Consider the following 26,715-nt stretch of genomic DNA (forward strand, 5'->3'; position numbering starts at 1 on the left):
CGTAGCGTCGCGCGCGTAAGCGCGCTATTTGCACACCTCGTCCTCGTAGTCCGAGGCCGTCTCGGCGCCGCGCAGTTTCGCTTCGCCCGGTTCGAGCACCGCCAGCGCGGCCGCCCGGCCTAGCTCCTGCATCGCCGCGATCGACTCTGCCGAAAAATCGAAGTCGCGCGCAAACGGCACCCTGCTCAGGCTTGCGCCATCGAGCGCAATGCGGTGAATCTGCACGGGCGCATGGTTGCCCATCAGGCGGATGTACTCCGGCGACTGCCGTACGCGCGCAGCCGCATCGGCGTCGAGCTGAGAGGTGATGCGCTCGACGAGATCGCGGAAATCATTGGCGTTCTCCTCGAAGCGCAGATCGTTGCGCACCCGGTCCGCGTAGACGATCTCGTCCCGCCGCAGCATGACCTCGATCAGATTCGACGGCAACGGCCGAAGCCCGGAAAAGAGGTCGACGACGAATACGCGTCCTGCCACCTGGCCGCAGCGCTCGATCACGAGGTCGAGCGGCGAGTTACTGACGATACCGCCGTCCCAGTATGCGCGGCCCTCCACCGTCGTCCACGGCATCGCGGGCGGCAGGCTGCCGCTTGCGAGCAGATGCTCGGGCGTCAGACGGTCGACGTAACTGTCGAAAATGCGCCGTTCGCCGCTTGCCACATCCACCGCGCCGAGCAGCAGGCGCGTCGGGCTTGCAGTCAGCGCGTCGAAATCGACGTAGCGGCGCAAGAGCGCGAGCATGGCCTGCGTGTCGTAGTAGCTCGTCCACCATGGCGCAAAGCTGCCGGTTCCCGGTGCGCCCATCCACCAGCGCGGGCGCATGAAATTCGGCACGCCAAAGAGCGCGAGATGCCAGGCCAGCTCGGTCTGCCGCATATGCGCATATGCCTGCGGCGCAGCAAGCCCCTCGATCGACAGTTCGCGCCAGAAAGCACGAAGCGCCTCAATCGCGTGACCGGGATGGCTCGCAGCGATCGCTCCGTTGAACGCGCCGATCGACACGGCCGAGACGATGTCGGGACGCACGCCATGCGACTCCAGCGCGGCGATCGCTCCGCTCTCGAACGCCCCGAGCGCGCCGCCCCCTTGCAGGATGAGCACAGTCTGCGAAGGCAGCGCGCCCAGGCGAGAACCCGCTAGCGCAAGCGCCGCGCAACTGTTCGCGAGATTGCGCCGGTGGCGTATCATTTCTTCCGCTGCCACCGCTTCGTCGGCAGGTGCGCCGATCGAGAACATCGCCCGTAGCACATCGTGCTTCAGGAAGAGCAGCGAGTACGGTCGCTGCGGAAACTCGCCGCGCTCGACGACGTCCTGCGCATCCGATGGATCGCCCTGGAAGTTGTAGGGCACGTCGAAGACGTCCCCATAGAAGATCGAGACGTCGCGGTACGGCATGCGTGCGCCACGCATGTTGCGAGCGGCGAGGCGTCCCTGGCGCACCGCGTTGTCCCAGTGCTCGACACGCCGCCTCGCGCCCAGCACAGGGTCATGGAAATTCGCCACGTCACCTGCCGCGTAGATGTCCGGGTCCGACGATTGCAAGCACTCGTCTACAAGCACGCCATCAGCCAACGTCACGCCGCTGCCGGCAAGCCATGTGCAGTTCGGCTCCACGCCGGCCGCGACGACGGCAAGCTCGCACGCGAGCGCGCGGCCATCGCTGAGCACCGCGCCTGCGAGCGCGTCGTGCCCCGTGAAACGTTCAACCGTGGCTCCGGTCAACACCTCGACGCCGCGCGCCGCTACAAGGCGCCTGAAATGCTCCGAGAGCAACGCGGAATGCAACTGCGGCAGCAATTTCGCACTGCGTTCGACGAGCGTGACTTCGAGGCCCAGTTCGCGCAACGCCGCTGCGGTCTCGACACCGACGAAGCCTGCACCGATCACCAGCGCCCGTTGCTTGCTCGCCGTATCCGCTCGCAACGTGACCGCATCGCCGATATCGTGGAGAAGGTGCACGCCCGCAAGCGCGGCGCCGGGAATATCGAGCATGCGCGGGGCCGCACCCGTTGCGATCAGCAGCTTGCCGTAGTGAACCGCGCTACCGTCGTCGAGCCGCACGAAATGCGCGGCGCGATCGAGCGCTACGGCTCTCGCATGCAGGAGCAACGCAATGTTCTGCTTCGCGTAGAAGTCCGCCGGATGGATCGTGACTCGCGCCGCGCCGACCTTACCCGTGAGGAATCCCTTCGTGAGCGGTGGCCGCCGGTATGGCAGAACGGGTTCGCCGCAGAGAATCGCGATGCTCGCACACGGCTCTTCGTGGCGCAGCGAGCGCGCAGCCGACACGCTCGCAATCCCGCCGCCTGCCAGTACATAGTCGAAGCGCCGCTCGCATATGCCCCGCTCCGGCGCCGGTTTCATCTCGTTGCCGCCTCGTGCTCGCGCACGGCAAGCGCGTCCTTGATCGTCAGCACGAAGCGCGAAACCTTTTCGACGGCCGCATCTGCCCGCATGTCTTGCGCGGAGATCGCGCAGGTGGCGATCGGCACACGCTGGGCGAGCCGCTGCATCTGCTCGAACGCGTCTTCGCTACCGCGGACGCCCATCGTGCAGAAAAACGCCACCGTGCTCATCTGGTGCCAGTGCAGCGAAAGCCAGGTCGAAACCGGCGTCGAGGCGCGCGCCGCCCACACCGGCGTACCGATCAGGACGACGTCGTAATCGGCAAGTCTGTGCGTCATGGGCTGCAAGTGCGCGGGGCGCTTGCGGACCACGTCGAGAATCGACAGCAGGAATCCCAAGGGGCCCCTGCGCCGCCGGGGTTCGACCTCTTGCAGCCGTTCGTAATCGCCTTCGAGTTCGGCGGCGAGTCGCCCGGCAAACTCCGCCGTCGTCTCGCTGCGTGAATAAAAGACCACGAGAATTCGTAATGGTGCGTTCAAGGCCACCTCCATCATGTTCGGCCGAAGCAAACCTCGCGACGCTACGCTCGGCGCTTGCCCTCTGTATGCGCCTGGCGTGCCGCGATGAGGCGCAACTCGTCGAGCAGGTTCGCGGCCGCATGCAGCAGATCGTCGAGCGATACGATGCCGATCAGTCCGCCGTCTTCCCCGACCACCGGCATGCGGCGCACACCGTGCAGACGCATTCGCTTTGCGAGCAGCCAGATATCGTCGGCCCCGTTTGCGATCACCGCTGGCGTCGACATCACGTCGCCGGCGTACAGCTTGTTTGCCGCCGCGTCCGGGCTCACCACGGCCAGCACGATGTCCCGATCGGTCAGCACGCCAAGTGGCACGCGTACACCGCCATCGTCACGCACCACCACCAGATCTCCGGCATGCAGCGCGCGCATCCTCTTCGCGGCTTCCACGATGGACGTTTGCGCGTCGCAGGTGGCTACCTCGCGTGTACAAAGCGCAGCAGCGTTCATATCGCCCCCTTCCAGCCGGCGAGCAACGCTTCGCACGAGCCAGTCTCGCTCGCTTCCTTGCAAATCTGTGCGAACGGCACGCCGGCATCGACGGCGTGCCCGGAGACAAAATCGGGCACCAGCGCGTCACCGAACCGGTGGACGACGAGAACGCCCGTGCACAGGATGGCCGACGCCGTCACGATTCCGAACGCCAGGCGTTCGAATCGGCGAAAGAAGCGATACATGGCTGTGCCCTCCTGTTTCATTCGACGTTCAGCAGATTCACGATCGTGTGCACGCCCGGCGTCGCTTTGGCCGCTCCGTAGACGAGTTGCCGCTCGGCGTGCGAAGCCACCTTGCCGGTCAATGTGACCGTGCCGCCTTCGATCTTGATCTCGACGTGTTTCGCTTCCCGCTCGCCGTGCCGCCCAATCGCGGCGCGAATGCCGCGTGCGATGTCTTCTGCCGAGGTCGTGCCGCGTATGCGGATCTTGTTGTCCACGCCCGTCACGCCGCGCAGATGCGCGATCGCGTTCTGCGCGGCATGGCTCTGGTAGCCCCAGTCGCACTCGCCGAGCAGCCTGACGCAGCCTTTCTCGACTTCTACCTGGACATCCTCATGATTGATTCCCACGGTCCATTCGAGGATCGAGCGCGCCGTATTTGCGATCTCTTCGTCGCTGCGCTCATCGTGCCGCGGCACGCGCACCTCCATCTGCACGACGATGCCGCGCACGCCGGCAACCCGTGCCGTCGCCCTCTGCGCGGCGAGCTTGGCCGCGTAGCTCGCCGGATGGCCTGACAGCGTCACCACGCCGCTCGACACCTCGACGCCGACACTCGCAGGCTGGATCGACCGGTCGCACGCCAATTCAGCCTCTACGTCATGCTTCAATTCCAGATCCGATTTCATTGCGGTCCACTCCTGATTTCGCCAGGCCGAAGGTTGGTTTCAGCCAGGATTCACGCCGCCGGCACAGAGGCGAAATGCCCGCGCACAAATTCACGCACTTGAGCGAGGTCGTCGGAAGCCGTGGCGGGAGACATTCCCGGGCCGACTTCGTCGAAATGCAGGTGCCCGATCAGGTCGAAACCGGACGCGCGAAAAACGTGGGTGTCCTGCAAAAGCTGCATCGCCTGCCACCGGCCGTCTTTCATGAACGAGGCGCGCGGTGCGGCCGAGATGGTCACCACGACGGCGCGGCGACCCGCCAGCAAGCCGTGCACGCCGTCCGGTTGCGTCGCGTACGCGAAGCCGCGACTGAACACGCGGTCGATATAGCCTTTCATCATCGCGGGCATCGCCATCCACCAGAGCGGATAGATGACTGTCACGACGTCGGCCGCAAGCACATCCTTTTGCGCGATCACGACGTCGGCCATGCGAACGTGCACGTCGCTTCCCTCGGTCAATTCCTCTGCGGACAGCACGGGATCGAACCCCATGCGGTAGAGGTCATGAACACGCACGTCATGGCCCATGCGGACCAACTCGCCGAGGTAGGCACGCGTCACGCTCATGGTGAAGCTGTCTTCCACCGGATGCGCGACCACGATCAGGTGTTTCTGCATGGCGGTGGCTCCTTTCAAAAATAGCGCTGCACACGGACAAATCCATCGTGCGCGTCCTCGCGGCCATTCAATTGACACACGTCAATCATGCGAAGACTTCGACGTCTTGACTCCGGGTCACTCCACGACCAGTTCGTCCACCACGCGCCGCACGCCGCGCGTCGCCCACGCGGCGCCACATGCAGCGCGCCGGTCGCGCAGCGACGACACCTTGCCGCTCAGCGTCGCCACGCCATCCTCGACCTTGATCTGGATGCCCGCGAACTCACGCTGGGCGCGGCGCGCAAGCGCCGCCGAAATATGCTCGGCGACATGAGTGACGGCGTCGCTGTTGCGCACGGCGATCCGGTTGGCCACGCCCATCACGCCACGCATGCGGCTCACCACCTTCTCGGCCAGATTGCGCTGATAGCCCCAGTCCACCTCGCCGCTGAGCGTCACACAGCCGCGCTCCACTTCGACGTGAACCTGGTTCCCGGCAAGACCCGCCTGCCAGCGCAACGCGAGCACGATGGCTTCGGCGAGATCGAAATCCGGATGCTGGAGCACCGGCGGCGCGTCGATCTTGAGCTCGATGACGATTGCCCGGCAGCCGGCCACACGCTCGACCGCTCGCTGGGCGGCCACTTTTTGCGCGTAGCCCGGTACCGAGCCCAACAGCGTCACGATGCCGTCCTGCACACCGATCTCGAGGCGCGAGACATCCACCTCGGGGTCCCACGCGAGTTCGCAAGCCACCTGTTCGCTCAACGTCTCGTCGGATTTCATTGCCGCCTCCTTGCCGGGCTTTTGCCCGAGTGCGCCGGTTCAAGCATCGCGCAGGGCGACGCTGCCCGGCTGATGTCGATCAAATCATTGCGCGCTGCGTCGCCTCGCGCCCCGTGGACAACTCGACGATTTCCGAGGTGATCTCGTCCTGGCGCATCGCCCGGTACTGTTGCGAAAGACCTGCCAGCCGCTCTCGCACGTTCGAGCGCGCGGCCAGCATGGCGCGCACGCGCGCTTCGTTCTCGGCGGCGAACGAGAGCATCAGCGCCTCGCACAGTTCCAGCGAAACATATAGCTCGACGAGCCCGCCGAGGAGGCGCGCGGGCGCCACGTTGACGAGCGGCGGCAGCGCACGCGGCGTTACGTGAAAACGTGCGAAATCGAATGGAATGAGCGTGCGCTGAACGATACGCATCCGCGACTCGCCTGGCAGCGCGTGGGTGACCGTGACGCGTGTGGCGCGCTCGCCATCGGCAAGACGCGCGTAGAGCGCATCGGACACGCGGGCCGCCAGATGCGGAACCCCTGCCGGATGCGCGGCCATCGGCGCCGACCACGTCCCGGTCAGCCCACGCTCGGCGCACGCGTTCACGAGCCGCGTGCCGACCAGCAGCCAATGGCGGACGCGCTCTCGAGCACCGCCCAACACTTCCTCCGCGATCCGGTCGTTGAGGCCGCCGACGAAGCCCTGCTCCGCGCCGATGACAACGCACGCCTCGGGGCCGTCGTCGGCGTTCGCCGCGCGTGCCGGCACGCCCGAAGGGTCAAACGCAAGGACGTCCCCGATCGCGGCCCCGGCCGCCGCCGCACAAGCGCGGATACCGGCGAGCTTTGCATGCGCGTCGTGCGAACGCGCCGCGGCAATCCCGCGCATAGCCCCGACCACGGCTTCGAGTTGATGGGTGGCTGCGATCCTCGCTTCGATCTCGCCGAGCTTGCCGCTCATTGCGCCCCCTCGCCAGGCTTTGCAGCGGCCGCCTCGTCCGAGCCGCCGGCAAAGGCCGCGATGCATTCGCGCACGCGCTCGCGCAAGGCCTGTGCGTTCGATGATGATTCGTCATGCGAAGCGTAGGTCTTCGCCTGGGCGCTTCCCTGTGCGAGTCGCTCGCGAATCTGCGCCACAGCGTGCGCGGGCAACGCATCGAACTCGCCGTCGGCGAGCGCACCGAGCAGCGCCACCTGACCGGCAGCGCCAAGGGGGCTGAAGCGCGGCTGCGCGAGCAACGCGCGAATCCGCTCGCCGCGCGTGATCTGCGCACTCACGCGCGTATCCGTGAGGCCGCCAAAGCGCGCGAACATCTCCAGCTCGAGGAACTGTGCGTAGTCGATTCTCAGCCGCCCCGCCACCTGCCGCAGCTCGGGCAGTTGCGCCTTGCCGCCCACACGGCTCACGCTCAGCCCCACGTTGACCGCGGGCCGCTGGTTCGCCGCGAAGAGCGCGGCGTCTATCACGAGTTGGCCATCGGTAATCGAAATCAGATTGGTCGGAATGTAAGCGGAGAGATTGCCCGCGTCGGTCTCGGCGATCGGCAGCGCGGTGAGTGAGCCGCCGCCGAGTTCCGCACTCAGCTTCGCTGCGCGCTCCAGCAGCCGTGCGTGCAGGTAAAAGATGTCGCCAGGGTACGCCTCGCGGCCTGGCGGCTCGCCGGTGAGCAGCGCCAGCTCGCGGTGCGTGGCCGCGTGCTTCGAGAGATCGTCGATCACGACGAGCGCATGCTGGCCGCGGTCGCGGAAATACTCGGCGACGGAGAAGCCCGCGAACGGCGCAATCCACTGCATGCCAGGCGTTGCCGACGACGGCGCCACCACGAATACGCAGCGTTGCGGCGCGCCGCGCGCGCGCACTGCGTCGATCACGCGCTGTATCGCCGTGGCGCGCTGACCCACAGCGATGTACACGCAGATCACGTCGCTCGCGCGCTGGTTGACGATGGCGTCGACCGCGAGCGAGGTCTTGCCGGTCGCCCGGTCGCCGATGATGAGCTCGCGCTGTCCGCGCCCGATCACAAACAGCGCGTCGACGATCAGCAAACCGGTTTCGAGCGGCTCGCTCACGGCGGCCCGTTCGACGATGGCGGGCGCGGGGCGCTCCACGGGCAGCCATGTCCCGGCCGCAGGCAAATCGCCGCCGTCGAGAGGCCGGCCAAGCGGATCGATCACGCGCCCGAGCAGTTGCTCGCCCACCGGCACCTGAAGCACGGTGCCGGTACGCTCAACGCGCTCGCCGGCCTCCACGCCCGCTGCGCCGTCAAGCAGCACGACATTCGCGAGGTTGGCGTCTAGCGTGCGCACGTAGCCGGTCGCACCGCTTGCGAAGCGCACGGTTTCGTCGAGCGCGACATCAGCCAGGCCCGAGATGCGGGCGACGCCGTCGGCCACCTGCTCCACGCTGCCATTGGTCTGTGCCTCGGCGGCAAAGCGCACGCGAGCGAGCGCGTCTTGCGCCCGCGCGAGCCAGGAATGCGCGTTGGATTCAGCCGCGCACACCGCCCTGCTCCCGCAGCGTCTCGCGGATGGCATCGAGATCGCGACGCAAATGGTTGCGCACAGCCGCATGCGCGCCGGTGAGTTCGATCCCGGCGATCAGCTCGGGATCAGCACGCACGCGCAGCGTGATGTCGTGCCCGAGCACCGCGCCGAACGCATCCTCGCAAGCCTTTCGTTCGGAGGCGCTCAGTTCGCGTGGCGCGGCAAGCTCAAGCGGCTCGCCATGCGCGCCGAACCCCGCGCGCGTCTCGGGTGGCAGGCTCGCCAGCGCCTCGGCCGTACCGTTGATAAAGCCCTGCACACGCGCCTCCGGCGGCATGCGGTCGAGCAACCGGCCGGCGATCTCCACCGCCAGCCGCACCGCATCGCCCTCGATGGCGCGCGCCTGCGCGGCGCGCTCGCGGTCGATCTCGTTTTCGGCCTGCACGCGCACCTGCGCTGCTTCGGCCCGCGCCAGTGCGAGCAGTCTGGCCTTGTGGGCTTCGGCGTCCGCCTCCGCTGCCCGCAGCGCCGCCTCACGCGAAGCCGCGAGCCGCGCGTTTTCCTCGCGTGCTGCGTCCTGCCCGGCCTGCGCCGCGCGGCGGCTCGCCTCGGCGTCCGCAAGCAGCGCCTGCGCCGCCTTTTGGCGCGCGGCGACGATATCCGCCACGGGGCGGAACAGGAAACGCGCGAGCAGCCAGACCAGCACCAGGGCGTTGACTGTCTGCAGCGCGAGCGTCGACCAGTCGATATGCATGGAGCGGTCTTCCTACTTGACGAATGGATTGGCGAACAGCAGCAGGAGTGCGATCACGAGGCAGTAGATCGCCATCGTTTCGATCATCGCGAGGCCGACGAATAGCGTGCGCGAGATCGTGCCTGAGGAATCCGGCTGGCGCGCAATGGCGTCCATCGCGGCGGCGACGGCGCGGCCTTCGGCCAGCGCAGGGCCGATCGCGCCGAATGACACTGCAAGCGCTGCGGCCGCGATGCTGACGATTTCGATCATGTTCATGGCTGTCCCTGTGCGCGATGGCCGGCGCCCGAGGGCGCGCCGCCCGCCGCGGCGCCCACGAACACCATCGCCAGCACCGCGAAAATGTAGGCCTGTACGGCGCCGGTGAGCAGATCGAGCGCCATCAGCGGAATGGGCACGAGCAGCCCCGCGAGCGAGAGCACGATGCCGACCACGAAGACGCCGCTCATCACGTTGCCGAAAAGGCGCACGACGAGCGAGAAGGTGCGCGTGAGTTGCTCGACGACATTCAGCGGGATCATCACCCAGGTCGGCTCGGCGAAAGTGGCGAGATAGCCGCGCAGCCCGCGCGTGCGCAAGCCGTGAAAGACGGTTGCGGCAAGCACGATCAGCGCGAGCGCCGCGTCGGTCTCGAGATGGGCGGTCGGCGGTTCCACGCCTGGCAGCAGCGACGACCAGTTCGCCGCCAGCACGAACAGGAAGAGCGTACCGATCAGCGCACGATAGGGGGCGGGGTCGCTCTCTATGGTGTCGCGTATCTGCGTGTCGAGCGTCGTAACGAGCAACTCCAGCACGACTTGCGTCTTCGAAGGCTTCAGCGCTAGCCGCCGTGTCAGCAGTACCGCGGCGGCAGCCATGCAGGCCATGGTGACCCACGTGATCACGACGGGCGCAGTAATCGCCAGCGGGCCGACATGCCAGAGCGGCGAGGTGACGAGAGGCGATGCTTTCATCGTGTCCGCACCATCATGCGAAGCGCGGTATGGCATGCAAGCAGCAGCCCGGCCATGCCCGCGAGCAGCGCCGGGACGCCGGCGCGCGCGAGCGCGAACAGGAGCAACGCGGTCAGCACGCAGCGTAGCGCCTGTGCACCGAGCGCGAAGCCGATTCGGCCCGACGCAAACAGGCGCGCATTCCAGCGCAGCGCGGCGAAGTGCACGGCGCCCACCGCCACACCGGCAATCAGTCCCGCCGCGCCTGCCCAGATCGTCCAGTGATCAGTCGTCCTGATGACTCCGTTCCTGCCGATGCATCCACTTCCACGCGAACCAGAGGCCCGCCGCCGCGCCCAGCATGAGCATCGGCGCCGAAAAGAACACGCGCGTGCCGAACCACCTGTCGAGCACGTGGCCGATCGCGAGCCCGGCCAGCGTGGGCAGCACGATGGTCCAGCCGAGAATGCCGATCTGTCCGAGCCGGCTGCCGAGCGAAGGCTCCGGTTGCGCGCGTCCGCGCGCTTCCCGTTGCGCGGCGTCGCGCGCCGCCCGTGCCATGTGGTTGGACTCTCGTGACGGATCGCTCATTGCCCGCGCTCCCGTGCCGCCGGAATCTCTTGCCCGTCCGGCACGACCGGGCCGCGCAGATAGCGCAGAATCTGCCGCACCGCCTGGGCGTGCAAGCGCACGGTCTCCACACGCACGCGCCGCTCGGCATCGAGTTGCGCCGCGCGCACGCGGGCGACTTCACGCTCCAGCCGTTCGAGCGAATCGCCGACGATCGCCTCGCGGCACGCAACGGACACCGTCTGGCCGCCGGAAACCGTCAGGACGCCGCCGTCCACGGCGCAATAGCGTCGCTTGCCGTCCGGCGCGACCCAGCGCACCACTGAAGGCGCAAGCATCGTGATGAAGTCGGCGTGACCTGGCCGAATGCCGAACGCACCGCTTTCGTCCTCGGCGCGCAGCGAACCGGCGGCCTCGTGGTTCACCGCCATGTCGAGCGGCGTGGCGATCGTCAGATCGAGCAGCGTGGTGGTCATTCGTCCCCCTGGACGGGTGCGGGTGCGGCCGCGGCGCCCATTCGCGTTGCCGATGCGCGTTCCTTCTCGCGCGCCTCATCGAGTGTGCCGACCATGAAGAGCGATCGCTCCTGCCAGTCGTCGCACTCGCCGGCGATTATCGCCTTGCAGCCTGCGAGCGTTTCCGCAATGGTGACCGAGCGGCCCGGCTGCCCCGAGAACGCCTCAGTCACCGCGAAGGGCTGCGTAAGAAAGCGCTGCAGGCGGCGCGCGCGCTGTACGAGCAGCCGGTCCTCGGCGCCCAGTTCCTCGACGCCAAGCAGCGCGATCACGTCCTGCAGTTCGCGATGGTGTTCGATGAGCCTGCGCACCTCGACCGCGACCGCTGCGTGTTCCGCGCCCACGACCAGCGGATCGAGCAGCACCGACGACGAGGCGATCGGATCGATGGCCGGATACATGCCCTCGGCGGCCATGGCGCGTGAGAGCACGACCATACTGTCTACATGCGCCGCGATGGTCGTCACGGCGGGATCGGTGAAATCGTCGGCGGGCACATACACAGCCTCGACGGCCGTCACCGCAGCATCGCCCACCGAGACGATGCGCTCCTGCAGCGCGGCCACTTCGCTCGCCAGCGTGGGCTGATAGCCGACCCGCGAAGGCATGCGCCCGAGCGACGCCGACACCTCGGCGCCCGCCTGCACGAAGCGAAACACGTTGTCGATCATCAGCAACACGTTTTGGTGCTTCTCGTCGCGAAAATGCTCCGCGATCGTGAGCGCCGTGAGCGGCACGCGCCAGCGCGCCCCCGGCGGCTCGTTCATCTGGCCGTACACCAGCACCGTGCGCGCGAGGACGTCCGAGCCACGCATGTCCGAGAGCATCTCGTGCCCCTCGCGCGAGCGCTCGCCCACGCCCGCAAACACCGAGATGCCCTGATAGCGCTCGACCATCGCGTGAATCAGCTCCATCAGAAGCACGGTCTTGCCCACGCCCGCGCCACCGAACATCGCGGCCTTGCCGCCCTGTGCGAGCGGCGCGAGCAGGTCGATCACCTTGATGCCGGTGGTGAAGATCTCGTTTGACCCGCGCAGGGCCGCAAGCGGGGGCGCCGCGCGGTGGATCGGACGGCGCGGCGCGCCGGCGTCGAGCGGCGCTCCGCCGTCGCGCGCCGTGCCGCTCACGTCGAGCAGCCGTCCGAGCACCGCGTCGCCCACGGGCACCACGAGCGGGCTGCCCTGCGCCTCGACGCGGGCGCCGCGACGCAATCCCGCCGTGGATTGCAAGGCGAGCGCGCGCAGCATCGTGCTGCCGAGATGCGCCTCGACTTCCGCGACGAGCCGCGAGCCGTCGTCGCAGACGATAGTCAGCGCGTCTTCGACGGGAGGCAGCGGCCCGTCTTCAAACACAATGTCCAGAACCGCGCCGCGCAAGGCGCTCACGCGCCCCACGGCGCGCGGCACGGTTGCAGCGGCCGAGGTCGAAGGATGGTTCGGGGCGAGGCTCACTGGCATGGCGGGACTCCGCGGCGTCAAACCAGCACGAGTTCGTCGATAACCGCGTGCACGCCGGGATGCGCCCACGCCGCGCCGCGCGCTACGGTGCGTTCGGCGTCCGATGCTACCGTCCCTCTCAGCGTCACCATGCCCTCGCTTGCTTCGACGTGAATGCGGCTCGCCTCGTCGTCCGCATAGCGCTGAAACGCCTTGCCGATGCGCTCGCCGATTTTCCGCGGGTCCATGCGCCGACGCGCCTCCACGCGGCTCGTGATTCCCGTCACGCCTCGCAAGCGCACGAGCGCGCGAATCGCAAGCTCGCGCTGCCATTCCCATTCGACCGCTCCCCGCAAGAAAAGATGGCCGTTCTCAGCCTCGACCTCCACGGCCCGCTGCGGCACGCCGGCCGTCCAGTGCAGGACAGCGCGCGCCATATCCGCAATCTCGTCGTCGCCTGGCGGGTCGATAACCGGCCGTTCGACCCGCATCCGCGTAACGACCGAACACACGCCGCTCACGCGCTGCGCAGCGTGTTCGGCGGCATGCGTGTGGGCAAACACCGGCACCGCGCCCGCCAGCGTCACGACTCCGTTTGCCACTTCGACACGAATACGCGACGCGTCCAACGCTGAGTCGAACGCCAGTTCGTCCAGCACGTCCTGCTTCAGTTGCGTATCGGCTTTCATGGCGTGCTCCGTACGCGCGGGCGTCATTGGCGGAATCTGGACTCCTGACTATCAGGCACCGGTGGCTGCGGGACGACTTTCGAACTTCGCCTCACCATTCGGGCGCACGCCCGCGAATTGGCCCAGGTACGTCAACCAGTCGGCCGCCTGCGGCACGGCGCCAGTCTGGCGGGTCGCCCGAGCCTGCGCACGGATACAGGCTTTTTCGAAGTCGATCGCGCCGGCTCGCAGCAACGCCCCAAACGCCGTCTGGCTTCGCATAGCCAGTTCCTGACTTTGCTCGAACAAGGCCACGCTCGCCGCGCAGTACTCCCGGAACAAGTTTTGACACGTCTGCACGAGCGCCCCCTTATCGTACGTGCGGACATCCGTCAGGGCTTCACACGCATGTTGGGCCGCCACGCGGTCACGCTCGACGCACTTCGCCTGCAGTCCGAGCAGGGCCTGAAAATCGTCCAGGCCAAGCTGCACCATGCGCGCGCTCATGCTCAGCATGGAAACGGGTGAAAACGGTAGATTCTGGGGGCTCTCTCTCATTTGCAATCTCCAGATCGATCGACCACCACCGCCTGATCCGCAACGCGCGGCTTCGCCCGGCAGGTCGCATTCCTCGTTCAATCTATCGGAGGGGCTTCCCGCGCAATTGACCTGCATCAGTACTTTTTGGGGGACGGGTAGCCGGCCGGCGGAACGCGCGTGCGTGCAGACAAGATCTGGCGTCTCTTGATTTGAATCAGATGCAGGTCGACTGAGGCGCGCGAGCCTCTCACTTGTTCCGCTTGACTTCGTGTGCAACCCGCACCTCACAGCCATGCCTTACCCGACGAATAGCGACTTGCCTCTGGGCGTACGCAATCATTTGCCGCCTCATGCGCAGGACATCTTCCGGGCCGCGTTCAATCGCGCCTACGCCGACCACGCCCTGGACCCGCGCCGCGAGGAAGCGGCTCGCCGGATTGCCTGGGCGGCCGTAAAGCGCCTGTATGTTCGCGACGGGATGTACTGGGTCCCGCTCTAGACGATCGCTCCCCGCTGGAACCGCGCCACTGCACGCCATGACTCCACAATCCGACGACACTCGCGCGGTATGTCTGCTGCGTCTCGTCGATACCCTCGCCACGGAGTTGCACGGCGAGGCGCAGCATCGCGACCGCGTTTCGATGACGACGCAACTCGAGCGCGATCTCGGCTTCGACAGCCTCGCGCGCGCCGAACTGGCCGAACGCATCGAACAGGCGTTCGGCGTCCGTTTGCCGCCCGACGCGTTTGCGGCGGTCACGCCCGCTGACCTGCTCAAGGCAATCGAGCTGGGCGCCGAAGCCATGCCGGTCGAGGCAGCGGCACGTCTCGTCCCGCTGCCCGAAATGTGCAGCGAACCTGCGCTGGCGGTGCCCGAACAGGCCCAAACGCTCGCCGAGGTACTCCAATGGCACGCGCTCAGGCATCCGGATCGGCTCCATCTCACGCTCATCGACAACGGCACCACGACGGAGCTCACTTACGCTGCGCTCTTCCATCGCGCCTCGCATGCCGCCAATGTGCTGCGTTCGCTCGGCGTGGATCCTGGCGCGCGGGTCGCACTCATGCTGCCAACCGGCATCGATTATTTCGTCGCCTTCGCGGCGTTGATGCTGTGCGGAGCCGTTCCCGTGCCGATCTATCCGCCCACGAGCCTCGCGCAGGTCGAGGAGCACGTCGCGCGTCATGCTTCGATCCTTGCGAATGCCGGAGTCTCCACGCTGATCGCTTCGGCGTCGCTGGGCCCGGTAGCGCATCTGCTCAGGCTGAAGGTTCCGACGCTGCGTCAGCTCGTTATCAGCGCGGCGCTCGCCCCGGTGCAAATCGACGATAGCGGGCAGGCGCCGCTCGTCAGGACCGGAACACGCGACCTCGCCTTGCTCCAGTACACCTCGGGCAGCACCGGCGAGCCCAAGGGCGTCATGCTGAGCCACGCGAACCTGCTTTCGAACATCCGCGCGATGGGCGAGCGCATGATCGTGCAGCCCGGCGACAGGCTTGTGAGCTGGCTGCCGCTCTATCACGACATGGGGCTGATCGGCGCATGGCTCGCGCCGCTCTATTTCGGCTTTCCACTTGTCGCGATGTCGCCGCTCGCCTTTCTGGCGCGCCCCGCCGTCTGGCTGGAAACGATCTCGCAACACCGCGCGACGATCACCGCGGCACCCAACTTCGCCTACGAGTGGTGCGCGCGGCGTGTGCCGGAGCGCCAGCTCGCCGGGCTCGATCTCCGGTCGTTGCGGTTCGCGTTCTGCGGCTCCGAGCCGGTGAATCCAGCTACGCTGCGGGCCTTCGCAAGCCGCTTCGCGGCGTTCGGGTTCGACGCGCACGCCATCACGCCGGTCTATGGACTCGCCGAGAACACGCTCGCTGTCACGTTCCCTACCCCGTCGCGCGGCCTGCGCGTGGACTTGGTGGAGCGTGAGGCGCTCAGTACGCTCGGCGAAGCCGTAAAGACGACGCGCATGGACGACGACCCGCTTGTCTTCGTTGCCTGCGGCTATCCGCTCGCGGATACCCAACTGCGCATCGTGGACGAGCGGCGCCAGCCGCTTGCCGAACGCCGGATTGGACATATCGAGTTTCGCGGCGCGAGCGCAACGGCGGGCTATTACCGCAATCCCGAGCAAACGGCGCGTCTCGCGCACGACGGCTGGCTCGACAGCGGGGACCTCGGCTATCTCGCAGACGGGGAGCTTTTCGTGACAGGGCGCACGAAGGATCTCATCATCCGGGCTGGCCGCCACATTTTTCCCGATGAGCTGGAGCACGCGCTCGCACAGTTGAACGGCGTCGAACCGGGCGGCGTGGCGGCCTGCGGCGAGCCTGATCCCCTGGCCGGTACCGAGCGGCTCGTCCTGATCGTCGAAACTTCGATGCGCGATGCCGCAGATCGCGCCGATCTCCAGGCGCGCGTCAATGCCGTCGCGCGGCGGCTGTGCGGTGCGCCCGCCGAGCGCGTCATGCTCGTCGCTCCGCATGGCATCTTCAGAACGCCTGGCGGAAAAATCCGTCGGGCTGCGACGATCGAGCGACTACGCCGCGGCGATGCGCCTGAAGCGCCGATGAGCGCGTTCGCACCCTGGCGTCAGGCATTCGCTCTCGTTGTGGCAAACGTGGTTCCGCTCACGCGGGCTGGCGTCGCGCGGCTGCGGCGCAGCACCCGCGGCGCCTGGTGCTGGTGCCTCGTCGGACTGGCGTTTTCGGCAGTCTCGGTGTGGGTCGCACTCGAACGCGAGCCTGCCCGCCGCTGGCACGCGGCCGCTCGCGCGTGCCGCTTCGTGCTGCGCGCCGTCGGACTGCGTACGACGCTGCGCGGCGCGGAGCACCTTGACGCACCAACGCATCCCGTACTGGCCGCCAATCATACGAGCTACCTCGACGTGGTCGCGCTACTGGCCACGCTGCCTGTGCCGGTGCACTTCGTCGCGAAGCGGGAGCTCTCGCGGCGCCCGTTCGTGGGCGGGCTGCTGCGCGCGCTAGGCACCCGCTTCGTGGCGCGCGACGACTATGGTCAGAGCCTGGCCGACGAAGCGCAACTGGTCGAATGCGCGCGCGCAGGCGAGACGCTGCTGTTCTTCCCCGAAGGGACATTCGTATCCGCCGCCGGCCTGCGGGCATTCAGGCTGGGCGCGTTTCGCGCGGCCGTGCTGGCTGCGAGGCCCGTGCTGCCCGTCGCCGTGCGCGGCGCGCGCACGGCGCTGCGCGACGGACACTGGATACCGGAGAGCGGGGACATCGAGATCGAAGTGCTCGCCCCGATCTATGCGCAGGGAGCCGATTTCCGCGCGATGGTGAGTCTGCGCGAGCATACGCGCGCGGCGCTGCTCGCGAAATGCGGGGAGCCCGATGCGGACGATCAGGCAACGCGCCTCGAACAGCTCGACGCACACGCCACAACGAAGGATGCAACCATCGCGCCGGAGTGAATGAGAGGACCATCAGGCAATGGACATCGCCGTCCTGCGTCGCGATGATCCTTGCCTTTCTGGTCCACGATGGCGTGCGCTGGTGGCGGCGCGATTGACGCCGCCCCGCTCAGAGCGGCAAACGCTCGGTCAGGCTCACGGGCATGCCGGCCTGCGCATCGAGCGCCGGCTCGCTGTCCGCGACGCGCCACTTGACCGCGACGAAACTGTCGGGGCTCACCGAGATCGAGTCGATGCCGCATTCCACGAGGAAAGCGGCAAAGTCGGGGTGGTGCGCCGGTGCCTCGCCGCACAGGCCGATCTTGGCCCCGGCATGATGGGCCTCGGCGATCACTCTGCGCACCATCCACTTGACCGCTTCGTTTTGCTCGTCGAAGAGCCCGAAAAGCTGCGCCGAATCGCGATCCACGCCCAGCGTGAGCTGCGTGAGATCATTGCTGCCGATCGAGAATCCATCGAAGCGTTGCGCGAACTGACGCGCGAGCACGACATTGGACGGAATCTCGCACATCACATAGATCTCCAGACCATGGCCCCCGCGTTCGAGGCCGTTTTCCTTCATGACAGCCAGCACGCGGTCGGCTTCCTCGGGCGTGCGGCAGAACGGAATCATCACGACGACGTTGGTGAACCCCATCGTTTCACGCAGGCGGCGGATCGCTCGGGATTCCAGCGCGAACCCTTCGCGGTACAACGGCGAGTAGTAGCGCGAGGCCCCGCGAAAGCCGAGCATCGGGTTGGCTTCCTTCGGCTCGAACTGCGCGCCGCCCACCAGGTTCGCGTATTCGTTGGTCTTGAAGTCGCTCATGCGCACAATGACGGGACGCGGATACTGTGCGGCCGCGATACGCCCAAGCGCACGAGCGAGATGCTCGACGAAATACTCGGTGCGGTCTTCATAGCCGGCGGTCAGATCGCGAATGGTCCGTTTCGCCTGTTCGTCCTTCAGGTCGTCGAAATGGACGAGCGCCATTGGGTGAACCCGGATCTGGTTGCTGATCACGAACTCCATTCTTGCGAGCCCCACCCCGTCGGACGGGATGCGCCACCAGCGAAACGCCGCAGCCGGATTCGCGAGGTTGAGCATGATCCCGGTGCGCGTAGGCGGCATGTTCGAGAAGTCGATCTCGTCGGCGTGAAATTCGGCGATGCCCTCATAAACCATGCCTTCCTCGCCCTGCGCACAACTCACTGTGACTTGCTGACGGTTGCGCAGCACGCGCGTGGCGTTGCCGGTTCCAACGATCGCCGGCAGGCCGAGTTCGCGGCTGACAATCGCCGCGTGCGAAGTGCGGCCGCCATGATCCGTGACGATCGCCGAAGCGCGGCGCATGATCGGCACCCAGTCGGGATCGGTGGTCTGGGCGACCAGCACCGCGCCGTCCACGAAGCGAGCCATGTCGCGCGGCTGATCGATCACGCAGACCTGCCCCGCGCCGATGGCCTCCCCGACACTCACGCCCGACAGCAGCTTCGGTCCCGTCTTGCCGAGTCGCCAGGTCTTGAGCGCGCCCGCGTCGCGGCGCGACTGAACCGTTTCTGGACGCGCCTGGACGATGAAGATTTCTCCAGTGGCGCCGTCCTTGGCCCACTCCATGTCCATCGGGCAGCCATAATGTGCTTCGATCAGGCAGGCCCAGCGCGATAGATGCAGGATTTCGTCATCGCTCAGTACCCAGGCCGTGCGCTCCGCGCGCGAAGTCCGCGCGTTCTTCGTCGGCTGGGTGCGGCTGCGCGTGCAGACCATTTTGACCGCCTTTGCGCCACGCGTCTTGCCGACAATAGGCGTGATCGACGGCGCGTCCAGCAGCGGCTTGAAGACCTCGTACTCGTCGGGGTCGACCGCGCCCTGCACGACGTTTTCGCCCAGCCCCCAGGCCGCGTTGATCAGCACGATGCGATCGAAGCCGGTTTCGGTATCGATCGAAAACATGACGCCCGCGCCACCGAGATCGGCGCGCACCATCTGCTGCACGCCTACCGAGACTGCGACCTGCAGCGCGTCGAATCCCTTGGCCTGGCGGTAGCTGATCGCGCGGTCGGTATAGAGCGACGCGTAGCAGCGCCGGCATGCGTCGAGCACCGCCGTACTGCCGGATATGTTCAGGAACGTTTCGAACTGCCCGGCGAAGCTTGCTTCGGGCAGATCCTCGGCCGTCGCGCTCGAACGCACAGCGACACCGAGCTTTTCATTGCCGGTCTGGCGGCAGAGGTCCTCGTAGGCAGTCCGGATGCCTTGCGCGATGGCGGCAGGCCATTCGCCGCGCAGGATGGCGGAACGGATCAGTGCGCCCGTTTCGGCGAGCGTGCTGCGCTGGGCAGCAAGGCCGTCGAGCGCGGATGCGATCACTTCGTCGAGACGGTTCGCTTCGATGAAGTCGCGGTATGCCTGCGCCGTGGTTGCGAAACCAGGCGGCACCTTCACGCCGTGGGGCGCGAGGTCGGCGATCAGCTCGCCGAGCGAGGCGTTCTTGCCGCCCACGCGTGCAAGGTCGGCGCGCGTGACCTGTGCAAGCGAAACAATGGGAGAAGTTGCGTTTTCCATGGGTTGCTCCATGTATTGACCGGAAGGCATCAGGTTCGTGCATTGGGTTCGCAATGCATCGGGCCGCTACGCCTCACGCGGCCTCGCCGCGCACGAGCAGCACAGGGCACTCCGCCTTGCGGACGAATTCCTCCGCCACGCTGCCGAGGAAGGCGCGCCTGACGCCGCGCCGACCATGTGTGCCAAGCACCACGAGTTGAGCGTCAATGCGCGATGCACAGGCTTGCAGGCAGTCCGCCACGCTTTGCGTGACGCCGCCCACTTCGAGCAGTTCCGTCTCGCACTTCACGCCCGCCGCCTTCGCTTCGGCGTGCGCAGCTTCCAGCAGCTTCCTGGCCTCCTCCCGATACGACGCGAGCAGTTCCACCGGAACGTAGGTGAGTCCCATGCCGGGCGGCGCCACAACGTCGATCACGTGTGCCACATAAAGTTGGCCGCCCGTCAGTTGCGCCGTGCGCAGTGCCTCGGCGAGTGCCAGATTCGAGGTTTCGCTACCGTCGAACGCCGCCAGAATCCTCTCGTACATGTTCTGCCTCCTGTCCCGCGGGATATCCCGCACCACATCGCGTTGCCTGACGCCCATCATCGGTTTGCGTCGCGTCACACCATTGATTTGCATCAAGAGAGCTACGACGTCGAGGCAGCGCGGGGCGGTTTGATTTGCATCAGACGCAGCGCCGCTGGAAGGCGGGATGCTCCCATCGTGGCAATACCGGCCACTTACGCGAGGAGCAAACCATGAAACCTGCCCTTGGCTTCACGCTGAGCGCTGCCCTGGTTGCCGCAATGACCCTCGGCGCCGGCGTTTGCTCGGCGCAAACCGTCGCCGCTGGAACGGACGCCGCCGCGACGCGGACCGTCCAGAACGGCGTCGCCTACATTACTGGCGGCGTGGGCAGTGACGAAGCCGCCGCGATACGCAGCGTCGCCGGCCAGTACAGCCTGCGGCTGACGTTCGTCACGCAAGGTGGACAATTCCTTTCGGACGTGGACGTCGAGATCGTCGGTCCTTCCGGGGCGTCGTTGCTCAAGACACGCACGCTCGGCCCGTTCCTTTACGTGTCGCTTCCGACCGGAAGATACCAGGTCGCCGCATACGCGGCAGGGGCGAAGCAGACCCGCGTGGTGCTCGTGAATGTGCGTCAGGCCACGAATGTCGAGTTCGATTTCCCCGTTCTTGTGCACCGTGCCGCCGCACCGTGTTGTCAGACGCCGCCCGTCGCGCAATGAGCGCAAGCGCATGGCCCGGCGCAAGTTCCCCTGATGCAGGTCAAGTGTGCGAGTCAGCCCCAATCTAAGCTTTATCCATCTTCGTTGAAGCCTTGCGGGACCCATCATGTACAAGCGATTGATCTTTCTCGCCGTCCTCGCCCTGCCCGGCTCGTTCTTCGTTCTCGCAGCCGTCGGCCTGCATCCGCGCGGCCGCGCGCTTCTTGTGCAAGCTGCTGGATTCGGCGTCTTGCGCGCGAAATCGGCCATCGCTCGCAACGTCGCTGCGCGCTGATCGCCAAACCAGCCGCGCGATCTCCCGCAAAGCCTCAGCACACGTACGTCAGCGCGCCCCCGCCCGCAATCGCCGCGTCACTCCACTGTCAGATCGTCCACCACGGCGCGCACACCAGGCGCCGCCCACGCCGCGCCTCGAGCCACGGAGCGTTCGGCAAACGAATGAACCTTGCCGGACAACCTGACCGTGCCCTCCTGCACGGTGACCTGAATATGCCGTGCCTCGCGGTCCGCATGTCGGCGCATGGCGTCGAGGATGTCCTTGCTGATCTGGTCCGGCCCTACCTTATGATGGATTTCGATGTGGTCCATCACGTCCGCGACGCCTCGAAGTTGGGCAATGGCACGCACTGCGGTCTGACTCTGCCATGGCCAGTCAACCGCGCCCCTGAGCACAACGTGGCCACGCTCGACCTGCACCTGCACCGCGTCCTCGGTCAGTCCTGCGGTCCAGCGCAAAACGGAACGCGCGATGTGCGCGATGTCCTCGTCGGTGCGAACGTCTTCGCCCGGCAGATGCACATCCAGTTCGATCACGAGCGCGCGCACGCCGCCCACACGTCGTGTCGCCTGCTCGGCTGCGATCTTCTCGCCAAGGCTCGATAGGTGCCCGGCAAGGGTCACGACACCGTCCTTCACCTCCACCCCTATGTTCGAGGCGGTCACCGCGGGCTCCCACTCCAGTTCGGCTTCCACGTCATGCTTGAGCTGCAAATCGGTCTTCATCCTCACCTCCTTCGAATCGGGTCCCAATGCGGACCATCAAAACAAGCGTGGCACGGGCCGCCCTCCTTCAGCTGATCTGCATCAAGCAGACGGCGGTCGCGCGGCGTGCAGTCCGCCAGCACATGCCTGGCAATTCGGGATCAGCGTTCCGATCACGTGGTGTCAGTCATTTCTGACACGCACGGCGCAGATCGGACACCAATCTCAGCCGGGGCTGATTGTTGCTACCGGCGCCAAATCCAATACTTGAAGCGTGGCGAAAGCAGCAGTGTGATCACGCGGTGCGCAAATCTAGCATCAGGGGCGTAGTCCCGACAGCACAGACGCCGCCGCAATGGCCGGGAGCGAGTCATGAGCCAGCCTGAAGAATCCGGTTGCACAGAGGTCATGTCCACGCGTTTTCTGTCGGTGGGCACCCACCTCGCCACGAAGCGCGCGAGTTATCGGCATCACGGCATCTATATCGGAAATGGCCGGGTCATTCACTACGCCGGCCTTTCGCGGTGCTTGCGTGTCACGTAGATACGCCGCAGGCCCCGCCATATGCCCTTTAAAGACGCGCGCTCGCTATCGCTGTGACGAATCATGCGGCGCCTCCGCTTTGCGCCGGCTCGCGCGCAATTCGACGCGGGCAAGCCAGAAGCCGGGCAGCATGGGCAGCCAGAAGGTGAATCAGGATGGCAGGAACGAGCAATAGCACCAGCAGGAATACGGCAACGCCGGCGAAGAGCGTGGTGCCCGCAGCGTGATGGAGCCAGAGAATCGCGGCGCTCATGAACACGACGATCAGAAAGGCGATATCGCGCGAGAGCAGACTCGACAGCAGTGCGGTCAGCGCGATCGAGCGCGGCACGCCCCGGCGCAGCAGCCCGCGAATGGCCATGAGGCTGCCGCCGAGGCCGGCGCTCGGAAGCGCTTGATCGGTAAAGACCTTGATGATGCCGAGCCGTACCAGTACGCGCATCGGCAGTTCGTAGCCCGAATCGTGCAGAGGCTGGCGCCAGACAAGCGCGGCGCTCAAGTAGGTCGAAATCTGGGCTGCGACCGCGATCAGCAGCCAGCCTGGGCGCGCCGCGCGTGCGAGCGCGAGACTGCGCTCGAGTGAACCGGCGCGCACGACCGCGACCACCAGCACGAGCAGGCAAAGGAGGCCGACCGCCCAGGCTGCCTGGGCGCGTGGTCGCGCGTTCGGTGCAGAGAGCGTTCGGACGATGTTCAGTGCGTCGGCTCGCGGCGCGGACGGCTCGCCATCGGGGCGACACTCTGGTGGAGATGGGCCGGCATTCATCGAGACCTGTCTCTGGGAAGGGTACCGGCGCACTGCGTAGTGATCGGGCGTCAGCAGGTGGATTTTCGGCGCGTGCCTGCTGTCAGGCTTGATACATGTCAATCTTCGGCGCCCGGTTTGCTTTCGCGCGGCAGGCATGGCGCTGCGAATGTCGGGGCGCGCAAACGGTGGTGCAGGCGTCTGCTGTTGGTTGGATCAGTAGTTCAGCGCCGGTACAACGGCTTCGAACGTCTTGCCGAAAGCAGCAGGCTTGCAATCACGAACGAGCTTGCAGAAGAACAGCGTGAAGAGGACCCGCACAGCGCGAGCGGGATTGCGGATGCACGCATCGACCTGATCGCTTTTTCCGTGGCCTGCCACGCACCACATGCAGAGATGTTCGCAATTGTTCGTCAGCAAACGATAGTCTTGCTCGCCCAGCCGCGATGCCGCACGTCGGGCGACTTCGACGCCCGTGTACAGCGCGTGGGGGTGTTGAACGATCTCGAAGCCGAATCCCGCCGAAAAGAGCTGGAGCGAGATCACCTCGACCGGGCCGCGGCCGAACCCTTGATATAGGTCAACTGAGCGTCCTCGCGGCAGCAAAGAATGACCATCGGTTTTGAAGGAGAAACTTATGCGCGCTATTGACGTCATGACTTCGCACGTGGTGGTTGCCTCGCCCGATATGAACGTGCAGACAGCGGCCAAGCTGCTTGACGACAACCGCATTAGCGGCATGCCTGTTGTCAACTCCACCGGACAGGTGGTAGGCATGCTCAGCGAGGGCGATCTGGTGCGGCGAACGGAAATCGGCACTGGCGAGAGGCGGCGTTCGTGGTGGCTGGAGTTGTTTACTTCGAACCGCAAACTTGCGAGCGAGTATGTCAAGGAGCACGCGCACACGGTGATGGACATCATGAGCCAGCCCGTCGTGTCAGTGAGCGAAGATACGCCGCTGCACCTGCTCGAACGGCACCGCGTCAAGCGCGTTCCCGTACTACGCGACGATAAGCTCGTCGGAATCGTAAGCCGCTCGAATCTGATCCGTGCGCTTGCAACCGTCACGCCCGTCAAGCTGGCGACCTCGTCCAGCGATCGGGAGATCCGCGAAGCGGTTCTGCGCGAACTCAGCAAACGCCGCTGGGCGTTGCCCCGCCACGGCGTCCTGGTCCAGGACGGCGTCGTGCACTTTTGGGGCGTCGTTCAGTCAGAAGACGAACGGACTGCGATCCGCGCAGCGGTAGAAGGGGTGCCTGGCATCAAGGGTATCGGCGACCATCTCTATCTTCCTATCGGTGAAGTGCCGATCTCGATCTAATGGGGTATGCCTGCTGATTTCCGCCGGCGGAGAAACATTGATGCGCCGTCAAACTCCGAACTACGTGACCATGAGCCTAAACGATGGCTCCTGCTGCTTTGTGCTGGCGACGTGGCAAGATGGCTTTCAAACCCAGGTGCATGGCTTTACCTGCGAAGCGGATGCCCGTGCGTGGATTAGCAAGAATGGTCCGAAATGGCGGGAATGGGCACCGCAACGTGTTCAGCGCGAGCGATACCTGGATCGGACGTTGTGGTCCTGAAAGCAGCGATTGCCGCGGCGATGCGCAATGGCCGCGTTGTGTCCATGCGACCCGTTCGTATTCTCCCAAGGGCGACGCTCGTATGAACCGAGCATCGTCTCCTCCATGCATATGTGTTCAGTCCGCCGCTGCGGGCTTTTTCTTCGATTGCTGACTCTCTGTCGCAGAGCTCGGTGCTATAGTGCTTCGCTCGTCCAGTGACACTCTGCCAGCCATGTCCTGCGAAGCGTGCGAACGAATGCAACTGGGAAACACCGTCCAGCCACATGTGGGACTGCGGAGAGTCGGCGCCCAGACTCGGCTGCGGCCGCTCGGCCGACGCCCAGTGCTTCTGCGACATTACGTTTGCTGCAACTGCAACACGAACTGGTTGCTCGAACTCGATCCGCGGCAGCCGGAGCAGCCGGAATGGGTTTGTCTGTATCAGGCCTCGAGCATTCTCGACCCTGTATCCGCAGTTCATCAGGGCACCCGTTCATCGGCTCCCCCTTCTGCCAATGGACGGGCTGACGTTGCACGCGGCGGAACGACCAAGCGGCTCCTGCACAGCCTCCCCTGACCTGACGCTCCCGCAACCGGCTGACGGCGTCCGTGGCTTGGCGCGCCGTGAGTTCTGCTAGAGGGAGTCTGCCGCCGCCAGGCAGGAAACGGCATGCCAGCCCTGCGGCTAGCCGTGTGGCGGGGCGACAGTCTTGTTGATCAGGTCGAGGAACTGGGACGCGGCGAACGGTTTGCGCAGGAAGGCAAAAAAGGCACTCGGGTCAGGCGGCTCCGCGATGGCCGAGGTGAGTACGACCGGCACCATCGAAAGCCGGGGGTCGTCAGCGAATGCTCTGGCCAGTTCGAGTCCATTCATAAGTGGCATCATGTAATCGGTGACGACTAATTCTGGCGGTTGCGAACGCGCGAGCGCCAGCGCTTCTGCGCCATTGCGTGCCTGAGCCACCTGATGACCTTCGGACTCGATCAGCCAGACCAGGGCGTCGAGCATGCGCGGATCGTCCTCCACCAGCAATATCTTGGCCACGTACCGCTCCTGCTTTTGCGTTTCAGGACGATCCTGAGCCACCGGTGCAAGAGTCAACTCGCGCGTCCTACGTGGATGCCATCAGCTTCCACTGTGGCGCTCCGCGATTGAGCTCGTAGACCACCCGCGTTTCACCCACCCATGCATTCGAGATGAGTCCAGCTTCCAGAAGGCTGGACAGTGCGCGATAGACACTCGCCTGACTGCATCGGTCGGCCCCTGCCGATGGCCGGCGAAACACTTGTTCCGCAGTCGTGTGCTCACGAGGACATTCATAAAACGCAGTGAGCACGGCGACGCGACCGGACCCCGCACTCAGGCGGGCCCTTGCCAGTTCGTAAGAGACCGCTCTCATTGCCTTGACTACCTAACCCGCCGTTGCGAAATTTGGGAGGAATGTTTCATGTTACCTCATGCTTGGCGCATGACTCGGGTTGCGGGTTGACGCAATCAAAAGCTCGTCGAAGTTCACGCGGACGGGGAGAAGGGCCACCAGGGCAGCGCAACCCGCTGCATTACCAGGGAGAATAACTGAAAGCCCGGACGCGGAGCGCGCTATCGACAGGCAGATGTCGCGGCTTTCCGCTGGTGTTGCCCTGTGGCAGTGAAGCACAATCCCCTACTGAATTTATGGGTCATGCGGCCGAAGATGATAACCACTCTTATTATCACCTCTACTACCACCTGTTACAAACCGGCAGACATCTGATGAAAACAACGCGCGCGTCTCAGTTGTCTTTGCGAAGACCTCGTTGGTTCTGTCCGCAGCAAACGCAGTTGCTGCACAGGAGGCTCACAACCTGATGCTCAAGGACCACAAGTTCTCACCGCCCGAGCTGACCATCCCTGCTGGTAAAAGAGTGAAGGTTACGGTCAAGAATCTTGATTCGACGCCAGCCGAATTCGAGAGTGATGATTTCAAGGCCGTGAAGGTGGATCCCCGCCGGCAAGCAGGGCGATATTCTCATCGGACCGCTGAAAGCTGGAACGTACGAGTTTCACGACGAATATCACGAAGTAGAGTCGAAGACCCATCTGATCGTTAAGTAGC

General features: G+C 65.7%; 31 protein-coding genes and 1 pseudogene. 7 read left to right on the forward strand and 25 right to left on the reverse strand.

Annotation, left to right across the window (positions count from 1 at the left end; all coding sequences use genetic code 11):
* Window positions 1-24 precede the first annotated feature (24 nt).
* The 18 genes from ACOJB8_RS08955 to ACOJB8_RS09040 all read right to left on the reverse strand — a co-directional run bounded on the left by ACOJB8_RS08955 (window position 25) and on the right by ACOJB8_RS09040 (window position 13,600).
* A complete protein-coding gene (locus ACOJB8_RS08955) occupies window positions 25-2,364 on the reverse strand; it encodes an FAD-dependent oxidoreductase (protein WP_368727580.1) in 2,340 nt (779 codons plus the stop codon).
* Window positions 2,361-2,885 (reverse strand): flavodoxin family protein, encoded by a 525-nt coding sequence (locus ACOJB8_RS08960; protein ID WP_368727581.1) that lies wholly within the window; start codon window positions 2,883-2,885, stop codon window positions 2,361-2,363. The genes ACOJB8_RS08955 and ACOJB8_RS08960 overlap by 4 nt, the downstream gene beginning before the upstream one ends.
* A 41-nt stretch (window positions 2,886-2,926) precedes the next feature.
* Entirely contained in the window at window positions 2,927-3,376 is a 450-nt protein-coding gene (locus ACOJB8_RS08965) for a CBS domain-containing protein (RefSeq protein ID WP_475012139.1), read from the reverse strand.
* Window positions 3,373-3,603 (reverse strand): hypothetical protein, encoded by a 231-nt coding sequence (locus ACOJB8_RS08970; protein ID WP_321924630.1) that lies wholly within the window; start codon window positions 3,601-3,603, stop codon window positions 3,373-3,375. Before ACOJB8_RS08970 ends, ACOJB8_RS08965 begins: the two co-directional genes overlap by 4 nt.
* Window positions 3,604-3,620: 17 nt before the next feature.
* Window positions 3,621-4,271, reverse strand: a complete 651-nt coding sequence (locus ACOJB8_RS08975; RefSeq protein WP_368727584.1) for a BON domain-containing protein — start codon at window positions 4,269-4,271, stop codon at window positions 3,621-3,623.
* Window positions 4,272-4,321: 50 nt separating this feature from the next.
* Complete coding sequence (locus ACOJB8_RS08980; protein ID WP_368727585.1) at window positions 4,322-4,912, reverse strand: NAD(P)H-dependent oxidoreductase; 591 nt, start codon at window positions 4,910-4,912, stop codon at window positions 4,322-4,324.
* Window positions 4,913-5,047: 135 nt separating this feature from the next.
* Window positions 5,048-5,698 carry a BON domain-containing protein gene (locus ACOJB8_RS08985; RefSeq protein ID WP_368727586.1) on the reverse strand — a complete coding sequence of 217 codons (651 nt, stop codon included), beginning with the start codon at window positions 5,696-5,698 and terminating at the stop codon, window positions 5,048-5,050.
* A 79-nt stretch (window positions 5,699-5,777) separates the two neighbouring features.
* Window positions 5,778-6,644 carry a F0F1 ATP synthase subunit gamma gene (locus tag ACOJB8_RS08990; RefSeq protein WP_368727587.1) on the reverse strand — a complete coding sequence of 289 codons (867 nt, stop codon included), beginning with the start codon at window positions 6,642-6,644 and terminating at the stop codon, window positions 5,778-5,780.
* Entirely contained in the window at window positions 6,641-8,218 is a 1,578-nt protein-coding gene (locus tag ACOJB8_RS08995) for a F0F1 ATP synthase subunit alpha (RefSeq protein ID WP_475012142.1), read from the reverse strand. The genes ACOJB8_RS08990 and ACOJB8_RS08995 overlap by 4 nt, the downstream gene beginning before the upstream one ends.
* Window positions 8,172-8,921 (reverse strand): F0F1 ATP synthase subunit B family protein, encoded by a 750-nt coding sequence (locus ACOJB8_RS09000; RefSeq protein ID WP_368727589.1) that lies wholly within the window; start codon window positions 8,919-8,921, stop codon window positions 8,172-8,174. Before ACOJB8_RS09000 ends, ACOJB8_RS08995 begins: the two co-directional genes overlap by 47 nt.
* Before the next feature lie 12 nt (window positions 8,922-8,933).
* A complete protein-coding gene (locus tag ACOJB8_RS09005) occupies window positions 8,934-9,179 on the reverse strand; it encodes a F0F1 ATP synthase subunit C (RefSeq protein ID WP_321924618.1) in 246 nt (81 codons plus the stop codon).
* On the reverse strand, window positions 9,176-9,874 hold the full coding sequence (locus tag ACOJB8_RS09010; RefSeq protein WP_368727590.1) for a F0F1 ATP synthase subunit A: 699 nt from the start codon (window positions 9,872-9,874) through the stop codon (window positions 9,176-9,178). The genes ACOJB8_RS09005 and ACOJB8_RS09010 overlap by 4 nt, the downstream gene beginning before the upstream one ends.
* Window positions 9,871-10,170, reverse strand: a complete 300-nt coding sequence (locus ACOJB8_RS09015) for an N-ATPase subunit AtpR (RefSeq protein ID WP_475012395.1) — start codon at window positions 10,168-10,170, stop codon at window positions 9,871-9,873. Before ACOJB8_RS09015 ends, ACOJB8_RS09010 begins: the two co-directional genes overlap by 4 nt.
* Window positions 10,139-10,444, reverse strand: a complete 306-nt coding sequence (locus ACOJB8_RS09020) for an AtpZ/AtpI family protein (RefSeq protein ID WP_368727592.1) — start codon at window positions 10,442-10,444, stop codon at window positions 10,139-10,141. The genes ACOJB8_RS09015 and ACOJB8_RS09020 overlap by 32 nt, the downstream gene beginning before the upstream one ends.
* Window positions 10,441-10,899, reverse strand: a complete 459-nt coding sequence (locus ACOJB8_RS09025; RefSeq protein ID WP_321924613.1) for a F0F1 ATP synthase subunit epsilon — start codon at window positions 10,897-10,899, stop codon at window positions 10,441-10,443. The genes ACOJB8_RS09020 and ACOJB8_RS09025 overlap by 4 nt, the downstream gene beginning before the upstream one ends.
* Entirely contained in the window at window positions 10,896-12,395 is a 1,500-nt protein-coding gene (gene atpD / locus ACOJB8_RS09030) for a F0F1 ATP synthase subunit beta (RefSeq protein ID WP_475012146.1), read from the reverse strand. The genes ACOJB8_RS09025 and atpD overlap by 4 nt, the downstream gene beginning before the upstream one ends.
* Window positions 12,396-12,412: 17 nt before the next feature.
* Window positions 12,413-13,063, reverse strand: a complete 651-nt coding sequence (locus ACOJB8_RS09035) for a BON domain-containing protein (protein WP_368727594.1) — start codon at window positions 13,061-13,063, stop codon at window positions 12,413-12,415.
* 51 nt (window positions 13,064-13,114) lie between these two features.
* Complete coding sequence (locus ACOJB8_RS09040; protein ID WP_475012148.1) at window positions 13,115-13,600, reverse strand: hypothetical protein; 486 nt, start codon at window positions 13,598-13,600, stop codon at window positions 13,115-13,117.
* A 274-nt stretch (window positions 13,601-13,874) separates the two neighbouring features.
* Here ACOJB8_RS09040 and ACOJB8_RS09045 point away from each other — a divergent pair, with 274 nt between their 5' ends.
* Together ACOJB8_RS09045 and ACOJB8_RS09050 are read left to right on the forward strand one after the other, a co-directional pair.
* Window positions 13,875-14,081, forward strand: coding sequence for a ChaB family protein (locus tag ACOJB8_RS09045; protein ID WP_475012150.1), 207 nt, complete (start codon window positions 13,875-13,877; stop codon window positions 14,079-14,081).
* Between the two features lie 37 nt (window positions 14,082-14,118).
* Window positions 14,119-17,010, forward strand: a complete 2,892-nt coding sequence (locus tag ACOJB8_RS09050; protein ID WP_368727597.1) for an AMP-binding protein — start codon at window positions 14,119-14,121, stop codon at window positions 17,008-17,010.
* Between the two features lie 109 nt (window positions 17,011-17,119).
* On the opposite strand, the gene ppsA is transcribed toward ACOJB8_RS09050, so the two are convergent.
* Together ppsA and ACOJB8_RS09060 are read right to left on the reverse strand one after the other, a co-directional pair.
* Complete coding sequence (gene ppsA, locus ACOJB8_RS09055; protein ID WP_368727598.1) at window positions 17,120-19,555, reverse strand: phosphoenolpyruvate synthase; 2,436 nt, start codon at window positions 19,553-19,555, stop codon at window positions 17,120-17,122.
* 73 nt (window positions 19,556-19,628) lie between these two features.
* A complete protein-coding gene (locus ACOJB8_RS09060; protein ID WP_368727599.1) occupies window positions 19,629-20,081 on the reverse strand; it encodes a universal stress protein in 453 nt (150 codons plus the stop codon).
* Between the two features lie 212 nt (window positions 20,082-20,293).
* On the opposite strand from ACOJB8_RS09060, the gene ACOJB8_RS09065 reads away from it, so the two are divergent.
* The gene (locus ACOJB8_RS09065) at window positions 20,294-20,785 is read left to right on the forward strand and encodes a carboxypeptidase regulatory-like domain-containing protein (RefSeq protein ID WP_368727600.1); all 492 of its coding nucleotides are present in this window, start codon (window positions 20,294-20,296) and stop codon (window positions 20,783-20,785) included.
* A gap of 106 nt (window positions 20,786-20,891) precedes the next feature.
* Window positions 20,892-21,059, forward strand: a complete 168-nt coding sequence (locus ACOJB8_RS09070) for a hypothetical protein (protein ID WP_368727601.1) — start codon at window positions 20,892-20,894, stop codon at window positions 21,057-21,059.
* Window positions 21,060-21,136: 77 nt separating this feature from the next.
* Here the strand turns inward: ACOJB8_RS09070 and ACOJB8_RS09075 are convergent, their stop codons facing one another.
* Entirely contained in the window at window positions 21,137-21,787 is a 651-nt protein-coding gene (locus tag ACOJB8_RS09075; RefSeq protein ID WP_368727602.1) for a BON domain-containing protein, read from the reverse strand.
* A gap of 351 nt (window positions 21,788-22,138) precedes the next feature.
* On the opposite strand from ACOJB8_RS09075, the gene ACOJB8_RS09080 reads away from it, so the two are divergent.
* Window positions 22,139-22,309, forward strand: coding sequence for a lecithin retinol acyltransferase family protein (locus tag ACOJB8_RS09080; protein ID WP_475012153.1), 171 nt, complete (start codon window positions 22,139-22,141; stop codon window positions 22,307-22,309).
* A gap of 61 nt (window positions 22,310-22,370) precedes the next feature.
* Here ACOJB8_RS09080 and ACOJB8_RS09085 read toward each other — a convergent pair whose 3' ends face one another.
* A complete protein-coding gene (locus tag ACOJB8_RS09085; RefSeq protein ID WP_368727603.1) occupies window positions 22,371-23,075 on the reverse strand; it encodes a lysylphosphatidylglycerol synthase domain-containing protein in 705 nt (234 codons plus the stop codon).
* Between the two features lie 195 nt (window positions 23,076-23,270).
* Window positions 23,271-23,711: a lecithin retinol acyltransferase family protein gene (locus tag ACOJB8_RS09090; protein WP_368727604.1), complete on the reverse strand. Its 441-nt coding sequence runs from the start codon at window positions 23,709-23,711 to the stop codon at window positions 23,271-23,273.
* On the opposite strand from ACOJB8_RS09090, the gene ACOJB8_RS09095 reads away from it, so the two are divergent.
* Window positions 23,692-24,375 carry a CBS domain-containing protein gene (locus ACOJB8_RS09095; RefSeq protein ID WP_368727605.1) on the forward strand — a complete coding sequence of 228 codons (684 nt, stop codon included), beginning with the start codon at window positions 23,692-23,694 and terminating at the stop codon, window positions 24,373-24,375. The genes ACOJB8_RS09090 and ACOJB8_RS09095 overlap by 20 nt on opposite strands.
* A gap of 929 nt (window positions 24,376-25,304) precedes the next feature.
* On the opposite strand, the gene ACOJB8_RS09100 is transcribed toward ACOJB8_RS09095, so the two are convergent.
* Window positions 25,305-25,664, reverse strand: a complete 360-nt coding sequence (locus ACOJB8_RS09100) for a response regulator (RefSeq protein WP_368727606.1) — start codon at window positions 25,662-25,664, stop codon at window positions 25,305-25,307.
* Between the two features lie 67 nt (window positions 25,665-25,731).
* Window positions 25,732-26,019 carry a transcriptional repressor gene (locus ACOJB8_RS09105; RefSeq protein ID WP_368727607.1) on the reverse strand — a complete coding sequence of 96 codons (288 nt, stop codon included), beginning with the start codon at window positions 26,017-26,019 and terminating at the stop codon, window positions 25,732-25,734.
* 397 nt (window positions 26,020-26,416) lie between these two features.
* On the opposite strand from ACOJB8_RS09105, the pseudogene ACOJB8_RS09110 reads away from it, so the two are divergent.
* Window positions 26,417-26,714: pseudogene (locus ACOJB8_RS09110) on the forward strand (cupredoxin domain-containing protein).
* Window position 26,715: the final 1 nt, after the last annotated feature.

It is taken from the genome of Paraburkholderia sp. BR10141, from assembly GCF_056155635.1.